Raw genomic sequence first — 15,370 nt, forward strand, 5'->3', positions numbered from 1 at the left:
GAATTAAAGGTGAACCACCACCTCATTCCCCTCCGCTTTCACCACCACACCCCACTCGCTGCCCGCGTGTGAGCCGCCTTTCACGCCATTCACCTTCTGCACGTTGCGCAAGCACACCGACCAGTTTTGCGCGTCTCCCGCGCCGGTAAGGGTCACGGTGTCGCCCTGACGCGATGCCTTCAGCGTAAACGCCACCGCGCCGTCCGCCGCAGGCACTTCGCTCACCGCCGTTGCGCCATCGTCCAGGTTAAACAGCTGGAAGGCTGTCCCCTCGTGCCACGCGTAGTCCGGCTTCTGGTTATTGTTGCCCAGCGCCAGCAGCGTATTGTCGCGCACGTAGACCGGCAGGCTCATGAAATCGTGCTGCTGCTTATGCCAGCGGCTGCCCTGAATTTCGTCGTTGTGCCACAGGTGCGTCCAGCGGCCTTCCGGCAGGTAGAACTGCACGTCGCCCGCCTCGGAGAACACCGGTGCCACCATCATTGCATCCCCCAGCATGTACTGACGATCGAGGTAATCGCACGCCGGATCGTCCGGGAACTCCAGCATCATCGCGCGCAGCATCGGCGTGCCGAACTCGCGGGCCAGCGCCGCCTGACGGTACAGGTACGGCATTAGTTGGCACTTCAGCTGCGTGAAGTGGCGCACCACGTCGCAGGACTCGTCATCGTAGGCCCACGGCACGCGGTAGGATTTACTGCCGTGCAGGCGGCTGTGGCTAGAGAACAGCCCGAACGCGCACCAGCGTTTGTAGACGTGCGCCGGGGCGGTGTTTTCGAACCCGCCGATATCGTGGCTCCAGAAACCGAAGCCGGACAGGCCAATCGACAGCCCGCCGCGCAGGCTTTCCGCCATTGATTCATAGTTGGCGTAGCAGTCACCACCCCAGTGCACCGGGAACTGCTGCGCACCCACGGACGCGGAGCGGGCAAACAGCACCGCCTCTTCTTTCCCCACCGTCTCTTTCAGCACGTTCCACACCAGCTCGTTATAGATGTAGGCGTAGTGGTTGTGCATCTTCTGCGGATCGGACCCGTCAAACCACTGCACGTCCGTCGGGATACGCTCGCCGAAATCGGTCTTGAAGCAGTCGACGCCGATATCCACCAGGCCTTTCAGCCTGTCGGCATACCACCGGCACGCGTCCGGGTTGGTAAAGTCATAAATCGCCAGCCCCGGCTGCCATTTGTCCCACTGCCACAGGGAGCCGTCCGGGCGCTTGAGCAGGTAGCCCTTCGCTTTCAGCTCACGGAAGAGCGGGGATTTCTGGCCGATGTACGGGTTAATCCACACGCAGACCTTCAGCCCCTTCTCTTTCAGGCGGCGGATCATGCCTTCCGGATCCGGGAAGGTCACCGGGTCCCACTCAAAGTCGCACCACTGGAAGGCCTTCATCCAGAAGCAGTCGAAGTGGAACACGTGCAGAGGCAGGTCGCGCTCGGCCATGCCGTCGATAAAGCTGTTCACCGTCGCTTCGTCGTAGTTGGTGGTGAACGAGGTGGTGAGCCACAGGCCGAACGACCAGGCAGGCGGCAGCGCCGGACGCCCGGTGAAACGGGTATAGCGGTTTAATACCTCTTTTGGCGTCGGGCCGTCGATCACGAAGTATTCGAGATATTCGCCTTCCACGCTGAACTGCACTTTGGAGACCTTCTCGGAGCCGACTTCAAACGAGACGTTCTCGGGATGATTCACCAGCACGCCGTAGCCGCGGTTGGTCAGGTAGAACGGGATATTTTTGTAGGACTGCTCGGTGCTGGTGCCGCCGTCGCGGTTCCAGGTTTCGACCGTCTGGCCGTTGCGCACCAGCGCGGTAAAGCGCTCGCCCAGACCGTAGACCGTTTCCCCCACGCCCAGATCCAGACGCTCAAAAACGTAATTGCGGTGGGTATTGCTGTCCTGCACGTAGCCGTTATTTTTCAGCTGGCTGCCGGTAATACGCTGGCCGTTGCGCAGGAAGTCCAGCGCCCAGAACTCGCCTTTGGTGACGCGCACGCTGACGCTGCCGCTTTTCAGCTCGGCAAACTCGGCGTTGTTTTCAATCTCTACCTTCACGTCTTTCAGAACGTTCAGCGGATAGTGCGGGCCGTTGTTCAGCGCACCCTGGAAATGCTCGATGCGCACCCCGACAATCCCTTCCTGCGGGGCAAACAGGCGCACCGTGAACATCAACGTGTCGAGCTGCCAGGTGCGTTCACGCACGTCACGCGGGGCAACAAAGACCACCAGGTCATTATCCTGCTGTTCCACGTCGAACACCTGAACCGGACAGGTCACGTTCAGGCCCGGTTGAATAAGCCAGTTTCCATCACTGATTTTCATACTTTCGTCCTCTTAGCTCTGTAATTCTTTGCTGACCGGCAGGTTTTCAAATTCCTGCTGATTGCGGCGCGCGCCCTGCGCCAGCTCGCTCAGGATTTTGGTCAGGAATGGCGTTTTCAGCGTGTAGTAGCGTTTGGCGATAATGGCGCTCAGCACGTAGCAGACCGCCGGGGCCAGGGTAAACAGACCGATAATGATGCTGATGGTCGCGCTGTTCTGGGTTTTGGCCGCCGCGTCGTAGCCTCCGCCTGCCAGCATCCAGCCGATCATCGCCCCACCCAGCGCCAGACCCAGCTTCAGCACGAACAGCGTGCCCGCAAAGCTGATGCCGGTCAGGCGCTTGCCGTTGGTCCATTCACCGTAGTCGACGGTATCGGACATCATTACCCACTGGATCGGCGTCACCAGCTGGTGCAGCACGCCAATGACGAAGATAAAGGCGAACATCACCACGGTGGCATGCATCGGGACGAAGAACATCGCCACGCTGACCACCGCCAGCGCGGCGTTAGTCCACCAGAAGATGCTGACCTTGCACTTCCAGTCGGTGAGCGGTTTCGCCAGCGCGGAGCCAATCAGGTTGCCGACGCAGTAGGTGGTGAGGAACGCGACGAACACTTCCGGCGAGCCCATGATCCAGGTGCAGTAGTACATCATCGCGCCGCCGCGCACGCAGACGGCAAGGATGTTGAGGATGGTCAGCACGCCCACGATGCGCCACTGGTCGTTTTGCCAGATATCGCGCAGGTCTTCGCGCATGGAGGTGGTGCTCGGGGGCACCTGGATACGCTCTTTGGTGGTGAAGAAGCAGAACGCCAGCATCAGTAACGCGACCACCGACAGCACGGCGATGCCGCCCTGGAAGCCGAACGCCTTATCGTCGCCGCCAATCAGCTTCACCAGCGGCATCATCAGCACCGTGGAGAGCATGCCGCCCGCGGTCGCCAGCACAAAGCGCCAGGACTGAAGGGAGATACGCTGCGTCGGGTCGTTAGTGATTACGCCGCCGAGCGCACAGTAGGGGATGTTGACCACGGTATAGAGCAGGGTCAGCAGGGTGTAAGTAATGGCGGCATACACCATTTTGCCGTTGAGGCTGAGGTCCGGCGTGGTATAGGCCAGCACGCAGACGATACCGAACGGGATGGCGCCAAACAAAATCCACGGTCGGAACTTGCCCCAACGGCTGCGGGTACGGTCGGCAATCAGCCCCATGCACGGGTCGGAGATCGCATCCAGCGCGCGCGCCAGCAGGAACATGGTGCCGACAAATCCGGCGGGAATGCCGAAAATATCGGTATAGAAAAACATCATGTACAACATGACGTTATCAAAAATGATGTGGCTGGCGGCGTCTCCCATGCCGTAGCCAATCTTCTCTTTTACTGACAAAACTTCGCTCATCTTTTTTTATCCTTCACGCTGTAGGGGGCGCTGAGACCGGTTACATTGGTTTTAAACCATTGTTTCAAAGGCGGGTATTGCGATTTCTGGTTAGCAGATTACGTTTCTTGTTTTTTGTGATCGCGGTAAATGTTGGGAAGCAGAAAGGCTAACATGAGGATTTTCTTAGGAATTACCTGAAACAGGGGGGTACAGGTCAAAAGAGAGGTGAAAAAAGTGGTGTGGGGTATGTGGTAAATGCCTGAAAGTAGCTATAATGCGCCCCGCCTCCATGTAGCAATCGAGGCGCGGAAGATCGTCATCTCCGGTGAGGTGGCTGGACTTCAAATCCAGTTGGGGACGCCAGCGTTCCCGGGCAGGTTCGACTCCTGTGATCTTCCGCCAAAATCATTCCTTTTTATACAAACTTTCTAGTGCTGCCAATAAGTCCCTTAATCCACTGTTAAAATCATTTCTAAAATCTGCGTATTTTTTTGTTTTTAACAACTCAGGTATTTTGCAATCTTTCAAAAGTAAAGGAAGCACATGAATACAATTGTGTTGAATTACATTCCAATATTTTGTTTGCCATTCTCTTTCTACCCATTTTGATGAAACCACATTTTCAGAAAGAATAACAATTACAAAATCAGCTTCTTCTAGTCCGTCTGAAATTAGCTCGGTAATACTTTCCCCCACTTTTATGTCCCATTCATCCAACCAAGGAGCATACCCATTTGCTTCAAGGTCCATACATAACATTTTTGCAAACGGTTTATCTAATGATGAATGAGAGATGAAAATTTTTGCCCCGTTAGGTTTATTCATATAGCGCTGCTCCACAATTTGGTCCAGAAGAGTAGTTTCAATGTAATGTAATTCTGAAAAATAACTGCACAATTTCTTATATGATATTTTATTGTATGGAGAGCACAGTTTAGTGAGTTCAGCTTTACGATTTATTACGAGACAGGCAAACCAAACTCGAGCAGTTCCTGCAATTTAACGACCGGACGTTTTAGAAGGGGCAGGCAAGATCAGCAAGAAAGTGGCTGATGAAAAGGCGTGCTCAGAATACATTGAGTTTGAAAAAAAGCAGCGCCTGCTGAAAGAAGCCGAGGGTGAGAAAGATATCGTCGGCTTATTAAAATGGGATAAGCAGGCTAAGCGCTAATCCCGGTCCCCCGGCTCGCATCATCCACAAACAGCATTTCAATGCGGTTTCATCCATGCCTAAAAAGCCGTGAATAACGCCTGCGTCATCCAGGGCTGAGCGCGACGATTAACTCCGTGTAACTGCCGGTGGGCAGCAGGACAGGGCTGATATTCAGCCCTGTGACAGTTATTTTCAGCGACATCTTTCAGATATTACGCTCTGAGATCTCTGCTTTTATTAAGCTGTATAGCTTATCTGATAACTCATTAAGGGTATTGTTTTCAGCTTGCAGCATTTTGCCGTTATTTTGCAATATTAAGTCGTTAAAGGAACCAGCCCCTCTGAAAATAGACCTAATACCTAACACGACCTGGTCATAATCAGAATCCAGGTGCTCACGATAATAAATTAGTCTTTTTGACCAAACACCTTCATCACAAGAGACAAGTAATTCAATGATTTGATTAAGTAACGTATGTATTTCTGATTTCATTTCAATCCCCCAAAATTAACCGTCTCTACGCCTGGAATATTCCAAGGTGCAGGGATTACGACTTGCTCAGTACCTCCAGGGAAAATATCAGACTGGTAGCCCACCTCTCCGACATATACCTTCGATCCTGCAGGAATTTTTATCTCATAAAAACTATCGATCACAGATTCAGAACCGTCAGGCCATTTTGGTAACACAGCCTTATCGACACGCGTCTGTAGTACTCCTAAAGGTCGTTCATAACTGAAAAATCGACCCAACTCTGTGCCGCTTTGACCACCTCTAAAAAATGTGGTGTCCTGGGACAATGTTATTTCCTTGTAAGCTCCGCCTGAGAATGTTTCGGCAAAGCGCTCATTTAATGGTCCGGGCTTTATCATCGAGTATTCACCCTCGACTTTTCCCAGAACATGGAGATTGTTAAGCTCACTCGCCGCCCCCAGTCTGCCAAGGCCAAGACCCGCAGCAACAGAAGCGCCAGCAATAACCAGCCCTTTATTGTCCATAACCTGATTGTAACCCGCTGGCGCATCGCCACCGAGCTGCTGCGCGGTCTGATGGAATCCCTCGATATTGCCATTATAGATCCCGCCCGCGGCCAACAAGCGACCAGCAGTTTTGCTGTTGATGATTTTTGCAGCCTGAGCATGTTGCGCAGGTGCCGCCGGGCGAACGTGATATCCCGGGCGTTTCAGTTGCCGGGACAGGAGATGGCTGAGCCGGGTATGAAGGAACAGCGGCAGATCATTGCGAAGGTCACCGGATGTCGTCAGCACTCCCGAAATAGCATGCCCGGTTATGTCTTTTCTCAGCAGAACGAGCTTCCCAGATTTGATGTCGGCAAGAGTGTCACGGTATGCCATCCACGGATGCTGCCAGTGAAACGGTTGATAACGGCTGACAAACCGGGTGTAGCCCTGTGGTAAATTCCACTCCTGAATTATGCGGTTGGGCAGTGCAGTTTCTGCGAGATCTCCTGCCGCAGTGTCCGGATGGATAATGTGAGGAATGTCCTCAAGGTAGATGTCGTCCAGTGACATTGCCTGACTGTGATGAAGCATAGTGTCCCTTTTACGCTGCCGTTATACGCCCAATTATTGCGCATTCCAGGCAACAGGCAAAGACCCCTAATGCCCCGCGGTTGATTGACCACATACCCTGCCTGGGTTATGTCTGACCGGAGATGGACCAGAAAACGTCCGCTACGAGCGAGGAACTGAAGTTCGCAGTTACTCTCAAAGTCGATGAAGAAATTGCCAGCATTACTGTGTATTAATCAATGGGGAGCAGGTCAAGGGCGTTAAGCCTGTCCACCCAACCGCATATGCAACAGCGGAAACGGATTCCCCTGCCCGTCCAGTTCCGAGCGTCCGACCTGCTCAAACCCCATATGGCGATAAAATCCCACGCCCTGCGGGTTCTGCTCATTCACGTCCACTTCGTTCGCGCCGAACGCTGCGATGGCGTGTTGCAGCAGAAATTTCCCGACGCCCTTCCCCCGGCTCGCGTCATCAACAAACAGCATTTCAATACGGTTTTCATCCACGCCTAAAAAGCCGTGAATAACGCCTGCATCATCGCGGGCCATCACGACCTTGAGGTTAGGCAGATAGGCGTTAAGCAATAACGGGCGCAGCGCCGCAATATCGCTTTCCTGCAAAAAATGATGGGTGGCGCGGACGGAGGATTCCCAGATCGCGACCAGACGTTCGAAGTGTGAGGGGAGTGCGGTTTCTATTTTCATGGGGGGATCATGTTTGGAAAACCGAATTATTTCAAGCCACGCTTTGCGGTCTGTTCCCCCCTCACCCTAACCCTCTCCCTCAGGGAGAGGGAACTGACCGTGCGATTTTTCATCCCCTACCCTAATCTCCATCACCGCGTACACCCCATCCTTCGGCACGACGACGGTGACGTTTTCCACCGGCACACCCGCCGCGAGGTGGATATCCTGCAGCTGCTGTAACGATCTCGGATAAATATCCTCCCAGCCGATACCCCGCAGCACAAAGTCAATGTGCGGGCTACTGGTGAGCATGTTCGACACAATCACCGCCCCGCCGGGCTTGACCAGCCGCAGCGCGCGCTGGAGGAAAGTCACCGCATCGGTATCGTTGAAGTATTCGAAGATCCCCAGCGCGTCGACCAGTTCGGCCTGATGCTCGCCCAGCTCCAGCAGCAGGTCCTCGTTACGCACCAGCGTATGGAGCAGGTTGCGCCTGAGCAGCGTCAGCTGTTCACCCACCACAATGCCTTCCTGCGCCGCCATGGTTTCGGCCCAGCTGAGCGCCACCGGGTCTTTGTCCACCAGCGTGAGATAGACCTGCTGGCCGTCGAGCTTTGCTTCACGCAGCGCCTCCAGCACCGGAATGGCGGCACCGCTCGCGAGGCTGACCCAGTTGTTCTCGCTCTCATTGTGAATGTACTTATCCACCAGCGCGGCCAGCACCCTGGCGCGGGAACGCACGCCAACCGCATCGTTAGCGTGGATAAACCACTGGCGGCTGTCGCTGTCCATTTTAGTGCCGTCGGGCAGGCGATCTTCCAGCGGGTTTTGCACCACAAACAGCGCCAGCGCGGAGGGCACCAGCCGGGTGCGCCACGCGGTGAGCGCCGGGCGGTTGCGGAAGGCCTGTTCGGAATAGCGGTTCTGCGGGACAAGCACGGCCTGCCCGCCCTCGTCGTATTCCACCCTCGGCGGCCGGAGCGCTGGCTCGGCTTTCAGGGCGCGGTCAAGGGAGGCGATCTCACGGGCAGCATCGTCTTTCATCGGCCACTGGTCGCTGACGTCGGGAAATGACGCGCTGAAAATCGTCATATTTTCCGGCGCATCGCCGCGAAAAGGCTGCCAGTTCATGTCGACTTCCCTCCGTTAGGCTTTTAACGGAAGTCTATCCAGGCGAGCCAGTAATGCCCCAGGAAGAAAGCACGATTTTTATTGCTTCACCCACACCAGCTGGTCAACCCGGAAGCCCAGACTGCGCGCGATGTTCAGGTAATCCTGCTTCACCGCATCCGGGATCGTTGGCGTGCGCGACAGGATCCACAGGTAATCGCGGTTCGGGCCGCTGACCAGCGCGTACTGGTACTTATCGTCGAGCTTGATCACGTTATAGCCGCCGTAGAATGGGCCGAAGAAGGAGACCTTCAGCGCGGCCGTGGTCGGTTCGCCGGTAAAGTACGCTTTCCCCTCGCTCTCATTCCATTTGTTCTTCACCGGATCGTAACCCCGGTTGAGCACGCTGATGCCGCCGTCGCTGCGCTTGCCGTAGGTGGCGGTTACCTGCTCCAGCCCGCGTTCAAAGCGGTTTTCCAGACGGGCGACCTCATACCATTTTCCGAGATAGCGGTTGGCGTCAAAACCGGAAATAGGCTGCACGCCCTTCGGCGGCGTGGGGGATTTACAGGCGACCAGCGTCAGCGCAATGGCAACACCGGTCACAACAGGCCATAGCTTCATGAGAATTCCTTTCATTTGCACGGTTGGACGTTAAGTGTAGTGCACCGTTTCGGCGCTTCATCCCGTTCGGGAAAATTCGTAGTATATTGAGAGTATTCCTCCACTCTGGACACGGACATGGCTTACTCCATCGGCGAATTCGCCCGACTCAGCGGCATCACCGCCACCACCCTGCGGGCGTGGCAGCGTCGCTATGGTTTACTCAAGCCACAGCGCACGGAAGGCGGCCATCGCCAGTACAGCGATGAGGACGTCCAGCAGGCGCTCAAAATCCTCGACTGGGTAAAAAAAGGTGTTCCGATTGGCCAGGTCAAACCGCTGCTGGAACGCCCGACGCCGGGACGGACCAACAACTGGCAAACCCTGCAGCAGAACATGCTGCAACGCCTGCAGGACGGCAAAGTCGAATCCCTGCGCCAGATGATTTACGACGCCGGACGCGAGTACCCAAGGCCGGAGCTGGTCGCGAACGTGCTGCGCCCGCTGCGCAGCCAGGTTTCGGCCAACGTCGCCGCCGCCATGACCCTGCGCGCGATCCTCGACGGCATCATCATCGCCTACACCTCGTTTTGCCTCGAAGGCGATAAAAAAGCGCCGGGCGATAATATTCTGCTCAGCGGCTGGCACCTCAACGACCCGTGCGAGATCTGGCTCGAAGCCCTAACGCGCACCGGACAGGGCCATCGGATCGACATCCTGCCGGTTCCGCCTGACGCGCTGGCACCGGAAATTTTCCCGGAGCGCAAATGGCTGCTGGTCACCAGCAGCAAACTCACCGCCGGGCGGAAAAAGCAGCTGGAGCAGTGGCAGCAGCAGGTATCGCTTGAAGTGATTATCCTCTAATCATTTTCTCCTGCGGGAATCTTCACGAAAAGTTGAATATTTTCCCGCGCCGCAGATGCTAACGTTTTCCAGTGACGAATAACCCCACAGGAAAACACCATGAAAAAAACTGCCCCTCTGCTGATCCTGGCCTCGATGGCCTTTGCCCCTGCTGCCTTTAGCGCCCCTGCCGGCACGCTGAGTGTCCACATTCTCGACCAGCAAACCGGGATGCCGCCGTCAGACGTGACCGTCACGCTGGAGAAGCAGCAGCAGGACAAATGGACCCCCATTGCCAGCGGCAAAACCGACCACGACGGACGCATCAAATCGCTCTATCCGCAGGATCAGGACATGCAGCCTGGCGTGTATAAAGTGACCTTCAAAACCGCAGATTACTTCCACGGCAAAAAGCTCGACTCCTTCTTCCCGGAGATCCCGGTGCTGTTTACCGTGACCCGCACAAACGAGAAACTGCACATCCCGCTTCTGCTGAGTCAGTACGGTTACTCGACCTACAAGGGCAGCTAAGACGCATTGATTCTAAAGGAATAAAAAAAATAGTTCCGCGAATACTTGGACAAATTAGTCATGTTGTGTAAGTTTTAATTATATGAACGGGAGGACCACACCATGACGACAAAACCAGTGCTGGGTATTAGCGGATGTTTGACCGGATCCGCCGTTCGCTTTGACGGCGGACACAAGCGTATGGGCTTCGTCATGGATGAGCTCGCCCAGTGGGTGAATTTCAGGCCCGTCTGCCCGGAAATGGCCATCGGCCTGCCGACCCCTCGCCCGGCGCTGCGTCTGATCGTGACGGAACACGGTGAAACACAGATGCGTTTTAGCCATGCACCTCACGAAGACGTTACGCAGAAAATGGCGGACTTTACGGCAGATTTTTTGCCGAAAATTGGCGATCTCGCTGGTTTTATCGTCTGTGCTAAATCCCCAAGCTGCGGCATGGAACGCGTGCGGCTGTATGATGAAAACGGCAACCGGGGCCGCAAGGAGGGGGTCGGGCTGTTCACCGCCGCCCTCCTTGAAACCTGGCCGTGGCTGCCCGTGGAAGAGGATGGACGCCTGCACGATCCGGTGCTGCGGGAAAACTTTGTCGAACGTGTTTTTGCCCTGCACGAACTCAACACGCTGCGTAAAAATGGCCTCACGCGCCGCGCGCTGCTGGACTTCCACAGCCGTTACAAACTCCAGCTGCTGGCGCACCATCAGGCGGGTTACCGTGAAATCGGCCCGTTCGTTGCCTCGCTGCACGAGTGGGAAGATCTGGACGCTTTCTTCGTGGCGTACCGGGAAAAGCTGATGACCATCCTGAAAAAACCCGCTTCGCGGAAGAATCACACCAACGTGCTGATGCATATTCAGGGGTATTTTCGTAACCAGCTGAACACCCGCCAGCGCGGCGAGCTGCGCGACGTGATCCTGCACTATCGCAACGGACAGTTGCCTATCCTCGCCCCGATCACGCTGCTGAAGCACTACCTGGCCGAATACCCCGACCGGTATCTGATGACGCAAAACTACTTTGATCCCTATCCTGATGATTTGGGTCTGCGTCTGGCAGTCAAGTGATCATAAAAATGCGAAGGCCCCATTGACCCGTAGAGGCCCAAAGCAGTACCCCGTTTAGACGACATCCTCACTGTCGTCTCTTTTTTGCATTTCATCCAAAAGCCTGTGATTATATACAGGCTTATTCTGCGAAAGGGGCCTGCCTGTGATCCACACCCTGCACATTCAAAACTACCGCTCCATCCGCGAGATGTCGCTGGAGCTGGAGCAGCTCAATATCGTCTTCGGGCCGAACGGGACCGGAAAATCAAATATCTACAAGGCGATACACCTGATGCACAGCGCCGCGCAGGGGCAGTTTTCCCAGGCGCTGGCGAACGAGGGCGGCATTCTGAAGGTGTTCTGGGCAGGCAAAACCCGTAGCGACCAGCTGCGGCGGATGAACCTCGCGGTGGAAACAGAGAGCTACGAATACGAGCTGCAGGTCGGGTTTGTGGAGAAGCTGCCCTATCCCTCGCAGTTTCAGCTCGACCCGGTGATCAAAGAGGAGTCCATCTGGCTGAGCGGCCAGCACCGTCGACCTTCGTCACAGCTGATGAAGCGTAAGAACCAGGCGGTGTTTCTGAACAACGTGCATCACGAGAAGGTGACCCACAGCGGCACGCTGTACGAGAACGAATCGGTATTCGGCCAGCTCGGCGAACCGCACCTTTACCCGGAAGTGTCGCAGATGCGCGAGTCCCTGCGTAACTGGCGCTTTTATCATGAGTTTTCTGTATCAATCGGCTCGGCGATGCGCGCCCCGCAGGTCGGTTTCCGCTCCCCGGTGCTGGCCAGCGACGGCGCTAACCTGGCGGCGGCGTTTCAGACCATTGTCGAGATTGGCGACGAGCTGCTGCTGATGCGCATCCTTGACCAGGCCTTCCCCGGCTGCGTGTTTTACAGCGACAACACCGGCGGACGTTTTCGCATGATGATGCAGCGCGAGGGATTGAGCAGGCCGCTGGAACCGGCAGAGTTCTCCGACGGCACCCTGCGCTTTCTGTGCCTGGCGGTGGCGCTGTTAAGCCCGCGTCCGCCTGCGTTTATCGCGTTGAACGAACCGGAAAACAGCCTGCACCCGCAGATGCTGCCCGCGCTGGCGAGCTTAATCGCCGAGGCCAGCCGCTACTCGCAGATCTGGCTCACCAGCCACTCGCCGGAGCTGGCGACGTTGATTGAGAAGCAGCGATCGTTTTCGCTGTATCAGCTGTCGATGGTTGAGGGGGAGACGCGGGTGGAGAGGCTGGGGTAGTCTCAATGGGCACGGAGGCTGTTTTTTCGCATCTCGCTTCAGTGAAGCATGCCAATAAAGAACCCCAGATACCCGGCCCTGCTTAACCATATAAAGGGGCTGGTAAGGCCGGAGCGCCGGATATTAATCAACTCTCTCATGGGGGCCAGGCCATCATTTTTGATAACGACATTTTTTGCACAATAGCGGCAATGCATAATCAGAAATAAAATTCCGGCGATCGCAAAACCAAAATAACTTTCGCGACTTCCCCAAAAATGAGTGCTTAATTTTAAATAAGTTAATCCCCAGATACTGACTAGAAAGACGATAAATGAAGATGCTGCGATGTTCATGTCTCGCTTACTACCCAGACCAAAAAAAAGCGCATCAAAGAAAAACATCGTGGTAAGAGGTGACTGAACGCTTCTTCCCGTCACTTTACTAAAACGGACAAACACGACAGTTCCGATGAAAAATGCGAACAGCGCAATTCCTAACAGCAGATAAATCATTTGATTAGTCCTTTTTGAAGGGCCAGGATATGAGGTCGGGACTGTTAGAGCCGTTAAGTTTGGAGAGAAATGGCTCAGCAAACACTGTAAAAAACTTTCTTCAATCCTGCTTAGGGCGCGATTTTATACTAACCAACATCCACTAAACGATTGTTTTTGCTCATCTGCGTCCAGATTTTTCAGTTAAGACAGAAGCTGATATATCTCGGCCTCAGCCTTCTCACTTGCGTATTTTGCAGTGAAGGTTGTGATGTACTTATCACCCAAAAACTGATTCTCAACAACAACCAAATCCTATGATTTGTATTTTTTCATTTTTAAGAATAAATTCACAAAAAACATGAGCGTACCAAAAATAACCCCATTGAAAAGGCTAAAGTTAAAGTCGTCAAGGAAATTAGCAATCGAATAAGAAGGCCAATGTCCTTCTATCAGTAAAGCAGGGAATCTGTTAAACACCCAAACTAAAACACATCCGGCTAAAAGGGTGATGAAGCCGATAAGTAAAAAAAGAAGAAATGAAAAAAGTATTTTTTTCATTTCAGTTTTCCCCTGGCAAAATCTTCGCCTGCTATTACTGGTAATTGGTTTACGGTACCACACCGCTATCTAGTCCCGAGCCGAAGTGCATCGGTTGGAAATAGTGGTTGCAAAATCATACTTTCATTAAAAATGAATATTTTTGGTGACAATGCCGCGACATCATAAATATTTTCAAGCACTAATCTCAAATTTGTTCTGAATATAGGTATATTTGCATCATCTGCAATGACATAAACATTTTCATTTTTTAGCCAGGATTGACAGAGTAACTCATCACTTGTTTCAAAGTCTCTAAAGCTTATTTCAGACCAAGATATGTTTCCGCTAACAAAGGGATACCCTTCCAGAATAGTAGTTACTCGCTCTTCTTCTTTATCAATGATAGTGAAATCAGCACTAAGAGCTTCTTTACACTCTTCGAATAAACTCATGAGATCTACCTGTTCATTTATTTAAGCCTTAATGGTTTTTCCATTACCTCAAATAGTATTACTTGCTTAACACCATTTCCTGCCCCTTTGTAGGATCTCTATCATTCATATGGATACCTTTTACAGGATCATAATCGACTCGCCGCGCAGAGCCCACCGAAAATATTCCAATTATATTTCTCGGACAGAGTTCTTCAGAAGATTCGCGCTAACATTAATATGTAATTTTAGCCGATTATAAGCACTGGATACCGCGACTATCCCTCGCCAGATTCAAGACAGACTGCCATTTCTTTATCGAAAGTTTTTTCCTCATTTCAGCTTAAAAACTTACTCTCAGCAACAACTAATATTTTTTAAAAGAAATATACCAGCAACCTACACCAACAATAACCCCACCCAACGATGCGCCCTTAATAATCCTCACTAACTCAAAAAGACTTATCTCAACAGGGATATTACGAATGAAATAGAGATAGGCTTTTGCAAAAAAATAAGTTAGCAAAGCAATAATATCCATTGTTAAGATCAGCGTCAGCAAAATCAAAATAAAAGATATTAGCCATCTTTTTTCGTTCATTTTGCTGCTCCATTCTTGTTATTAGCAGGAGTAGATGGGTCTACCACCACATTAAATACTTCATCTGCAACGCCGCCGCCTGCAGCTCCAACAATCCCAGGCACTGGACTCAATCGATAAGGCTGAGATATACCATATCCCATATCCTCCCACTGTAAAGATTTCCACATGGGGTTAACAACCTCACCCAATATCTGTTCTATTAATTTATTACCTACTCCATAACCAATTGCTCCACCCAAACCACCGATAGTTCCGTAAAGGAATGGATTTTTTCCATCCAGGTAGCTTACGATGGCGCTGCTACCAGTATTGATAAGAACTGTTGATTCAAATCCAGTATAACGGGTTAAAGCACCGCTCCAGTAGGCAGCAATAACGTTTTTAGGATCAACGGAACCATTCATTGCATAATCAACACCACACACAGCTCCGGCGCTGATTACACCAGAAATCACTATTGCTTCAGGAAGAATGCCTCCGTACAACACTGTTCCCATAGCCGCTATCGCCATCTGGCAGGATACCGGTGTGCCTCCGCTGCCGGCTTCTTTAATCGCGGCCTGCTGCTCTGCCTGCCATTTTTCTTTCGTTCCCGGTTTTACAGCATTTGCAGCTGCCAGAACGCTGGCAAGGTTGTTATTCTCAACAACAACTCTTTCCGGTGCGAACTCAGCCACCGCAACCACTTTTCCTTTTTCTTTCAGTTGGTTACAACTACTTTTCCCTGTTGTATTTTATGTCCAGGATTTTTGCGCTGTTAAGCGTTTTGGGGCCACAGACGCTACCGCCCTGCCGTGACACAAGGTCTATCGCGCCACCATCATATAAGCAAACTACAGCATCACTACGGACGCCG

General features: G+C 53.1%; 16 protein-coding genes, 1 tRNA gene and 2 pseudogenes. 6 read left to right on the forward strand and 13 right to left on the reverse strand.

Annotation, left to right across the window (positions count from 1 at the left end; all coding sequences use genetic code 11):
- Nucleotides 1-3: 3 nt before the first annotated feature.
- The gene (yicI, locus tag AC0TOY_RS07325; RefSeq protein WP_473721660.1) at nucleotides 4-2,322 is read right to left on the reverse strand and encodes an alpha-xylosidase; all 2,319 of its coding nucleotides are present in this window, start codon (nucleotides 2,320-2,322) and stop codon (nucleotides 4-6) included.
- 12 nt (nucleotides 2,323-2,334) lie between these two features.
- On the reverse strand, nucleotides 2,335-3,726 hold the full coding sequence (locus AC0TOY_RS07330) for a glycoside-pentoside-hexuronide family transporter (RefSeq protein ID WP_473721661.1): 1,392 nt from the start codon (nucleotides 3,724-3,726) through the stop codon (nucleotides 2,335-2,337).
- A 289-nt stretch (nucleotides 3,727-4,015) separates the two neighbouring features.
- Between AC0TOY_RS07330 and AC0TOY_RS07335 the strand changes: the two genes are divergently transcribed.
- Nucleotides 4,016-4,110: transfer RNA gene (locus AC0TOY_RS07335), tRNA-Sec, on the forward strand.
- 3 nt (nucleotides 4,111-4,113) lie between these two features.
- Here AC0TOY_RS07335 and AC0TOY_RS07340 read toward each other — a convergent pair.
- The gene (locus AC0TOY_RS07340; RefSeq protein WP_473721662.1) at nucleotides 4,114-4,533 is read right to left on the reverse strand and encodes a toll/interleukin-1 receptor domain-containing protein; all 420 of its coding nucleotides are present in this window, start codon (nucleotides 4,531-4,533) and stop codon (nucleotides 4,114-4,116) included.
- A 134-nt stretch (nucleotides 4,534-4,667) separates the two neighbouring features.
- On the opposite strand from AC0TOY_RS07340, the pseudogene rhuM reads away from it, so the two are divergent.
- Nucleotides 4,668-4,879: pseudogene (gene rhuM, locus AC0TOY_RS07345) on the forward strand (RhuM family protein); the annotation flags it as partial.
- On the opposite strand, the pseudogene AC0TOY_RS07350 reads toward rhuM, so the two are convergent.
- From AC0TOY_RS07350 to AC0TOY_RS07375, 6 genes and pseudogenes are all read right to left on the reverse strand, one after another.
- Nucleotides 4,878-4,975, reverse strand: a pseudogene (locus AC0TOY_RS07350) (GNAT family N-acetyltransferase); the annotation flags it as partial. The pseudogenes rhuM and AC0TOY_RS07350 sit on opposite strands and share 2 nt — an antisense overlap.
- Before the next feature lie 91 nt (nucleotides 4,976-5,066).
- Nucleotides 5,067-5,354: a DUF6966 domain-containing protein gene (locus AC0TOY_RS07355; RefSeq protein WP_248166109.1), complete on the reverse strand. Its 288-nt coding sequence runs from the start codon at nucleotides 5,352-5,354 to the stop codon at nucleotides 5,067-5,069.
- Nucleotides 5,351-6,415, reverse strand: a complete 1,065-nt coding sequence (locus AC0TOY_RS07360; protein WP_208763382.1) for a hypothetical protein — start codon at nucleotides 6,413-6,415, stop codon at nucleotides 5,351-5,353. The genes AC0TOY_RS07355 and AC0TOY_RS07360 overlap by 4 nt, the downstream gene beginning before the upstream one ends.
- A gap of 239 nt (nucleotides 6,416-6,654) precedes the next feature.
- Nucleotides 6,655-7,098, reverse strand: a complete 444-nt coding sequence (locus tag AC0TOY_RS07365; protein ID WP_024906652.1) for an acetyltransferase — start codon at nucleotides 7,096-7,098, stop codon at nucleotides 6,655-6,657.
- A 66-nt stretch (nucleotides 7,099-7,164) separates the two neighbouring features.
- Nucleotides 7,165-8,211, reverse strand: coding sequence for a class I SAM-dependent methyltransferase (locus AC0TOY_RS07370; protein ID WP_061716228.1), 1,047 nt, complete (start codon nucleotides 8,209-8,211; stop codon nucleotides 7,165-7,167).
- A gap of 78 nt (nucleotides 8,212-8,289) precedes the next feature.
- Nucleotides 8,290-8,814: a lipocalin family protein gene (locus AC0TOY_RS07375; RefSeq protein ID WP_473721663.1), complete on the reverse strand. Its 525-nt coding sequence runs from the start codon at nucleotides 8,812-8,814 to the stop codon at nucleotides 8,290-8,292.
- A gap of 117 nt (nucleotides 8,815-8,931) precedes the next feature.
- Between AC0TOY_RS07375 and AC0TOY_RS07380 the strand changes: the two genes are divergently transcribed.
- The 4 genes from AC0TOY_RS07380 to AC0TOY_RS07395 all read left to right on the forward strand — a co-directional run bounded on the left by AC0TOY_RS07380 (nucleotide 8,932) and on the right by AC0TOY_RS07395 (nucleotide 12,463).
- Nucleotides 8,932-9,657 carry a MerR family transcriptional regulator gene (locus AC0TOY_RS07380; protein ID WP_024906655.1) on the forward strand — a complete coding sequence of 242 codons (726 nt, stop codon included), beginning with the start codon at nucleotides 8,932-8,934 and terminating at the stop codon, nucleotides 9,655-9,657.
- Between the two features lie 99 nt (nucleotides 9,658-9,756).
- Nucleotides 9,757-10,167 carry a hydroxyisourate hydrolase gene (gene uraH / locus AC0TOY_RS07385; RefSeq protein WP_024906656.1) on the forward strand — a complete coding sequence of 137 codons (411 nt, stop codon included), beginning with the start codon at nucleotides 9,757-9,759 and terminating at the stop codon, nucleotides 10,165-10,167.
- A gap of 102 nt (nucleotides 10,168-10,269) precedes the next feature.
- Nucleotides 10,270-11,229 (forward strand): YbgA family protein, encoded by a 960-nt coding sequence (locus AC0TOY_RS07390; protein WP_048030819.1) that lies wholly within the window; start codon nucleotides 10,270-10,272, stop codon nucleotides 11,227-11,229.
- Nucleotides 11,230-11,374: 145 nt separating this feature from the next.
- Entirely contained in the window at nucleotides 11,375-12,463 is a 1,089-nt protein-coding gene (locus tag AC0TOY_RS07395; protein ID WP_100122868.1) for an AAA family ATPase, read from the forward strand.
- A 38-nt stretch (nucleotides 12,464-12,501) separates the two neighbouring features.
- Here AC0TOY_RS07395 and AC0TOY_RS07400 read toward each other — a convergent pair whose 3' ends face one another.
- The 4 genes from AC0TOY_RS07400 to AC0TOY_RS07415 all read right to left on the reverse strand — a co-directional run bounded on the left by AC0TOY_RS07400 (nucleotide 12,502) and on the right by AC0TOY_RS07415 (nucleotide 15,191).
- A complete protein-coding gene (locus AC0TOY_RS07400; protein WP_008500120.1) occupies nucleotides 12,502-12,957 on the reverse strand; it encodes a hypothetical protein in 456 nt (151 codons plus the stop codon).
- Nucleotides 12,958-13,562: 605 nt separating this feature from the next.
- Nucleotides 13,563-13,931: a CDI toxin immunity protein gene (locus AC0TOY_RS07405; protein ID WP_148770302.1), complete on the reverse strand. Its 369-nt coding sequence runs from the start codon at nucleotides 13,929-13,931 to the stop codon at nucleotides 13,563-13,565.
- Nucleotides 13,932-14,277: 346 nt separating this feature from the next.
- Nucleotides 14,278-14,511: a hypothetical protein gene (locus AC0TOY_RS07410; RefSeq protein WP_032654403.1), complete on the reverse strand. Its 234-nt coding sequence runs from the start codon at nucleotides 14,509-14,511 to the stop codon at nucleotides 14,278-14,280.
- Nucleotides 14,508-15,191: a hypothetical protein gene (locus tag AC0TOY_RS07415; RefSeq protein WP_148770300.1), complete on the reverse strand. Its 684-nt coding sequence runs from the start codon at nucleotides 15,189-15,191 to the stop codon at nucleotides 14,508-14,510. Before AC0TOY_RS07415 ends, AC0TOY_RS07410 begins: the two co-directional genes overlap by 4 nt.
- Nucleotides 15,192-15,370 lie beyond the last annotated feature (179 nt).

It is taken from the genome of Enterobacter sp. PL_is379 (genome assembly GCF_055817355.1).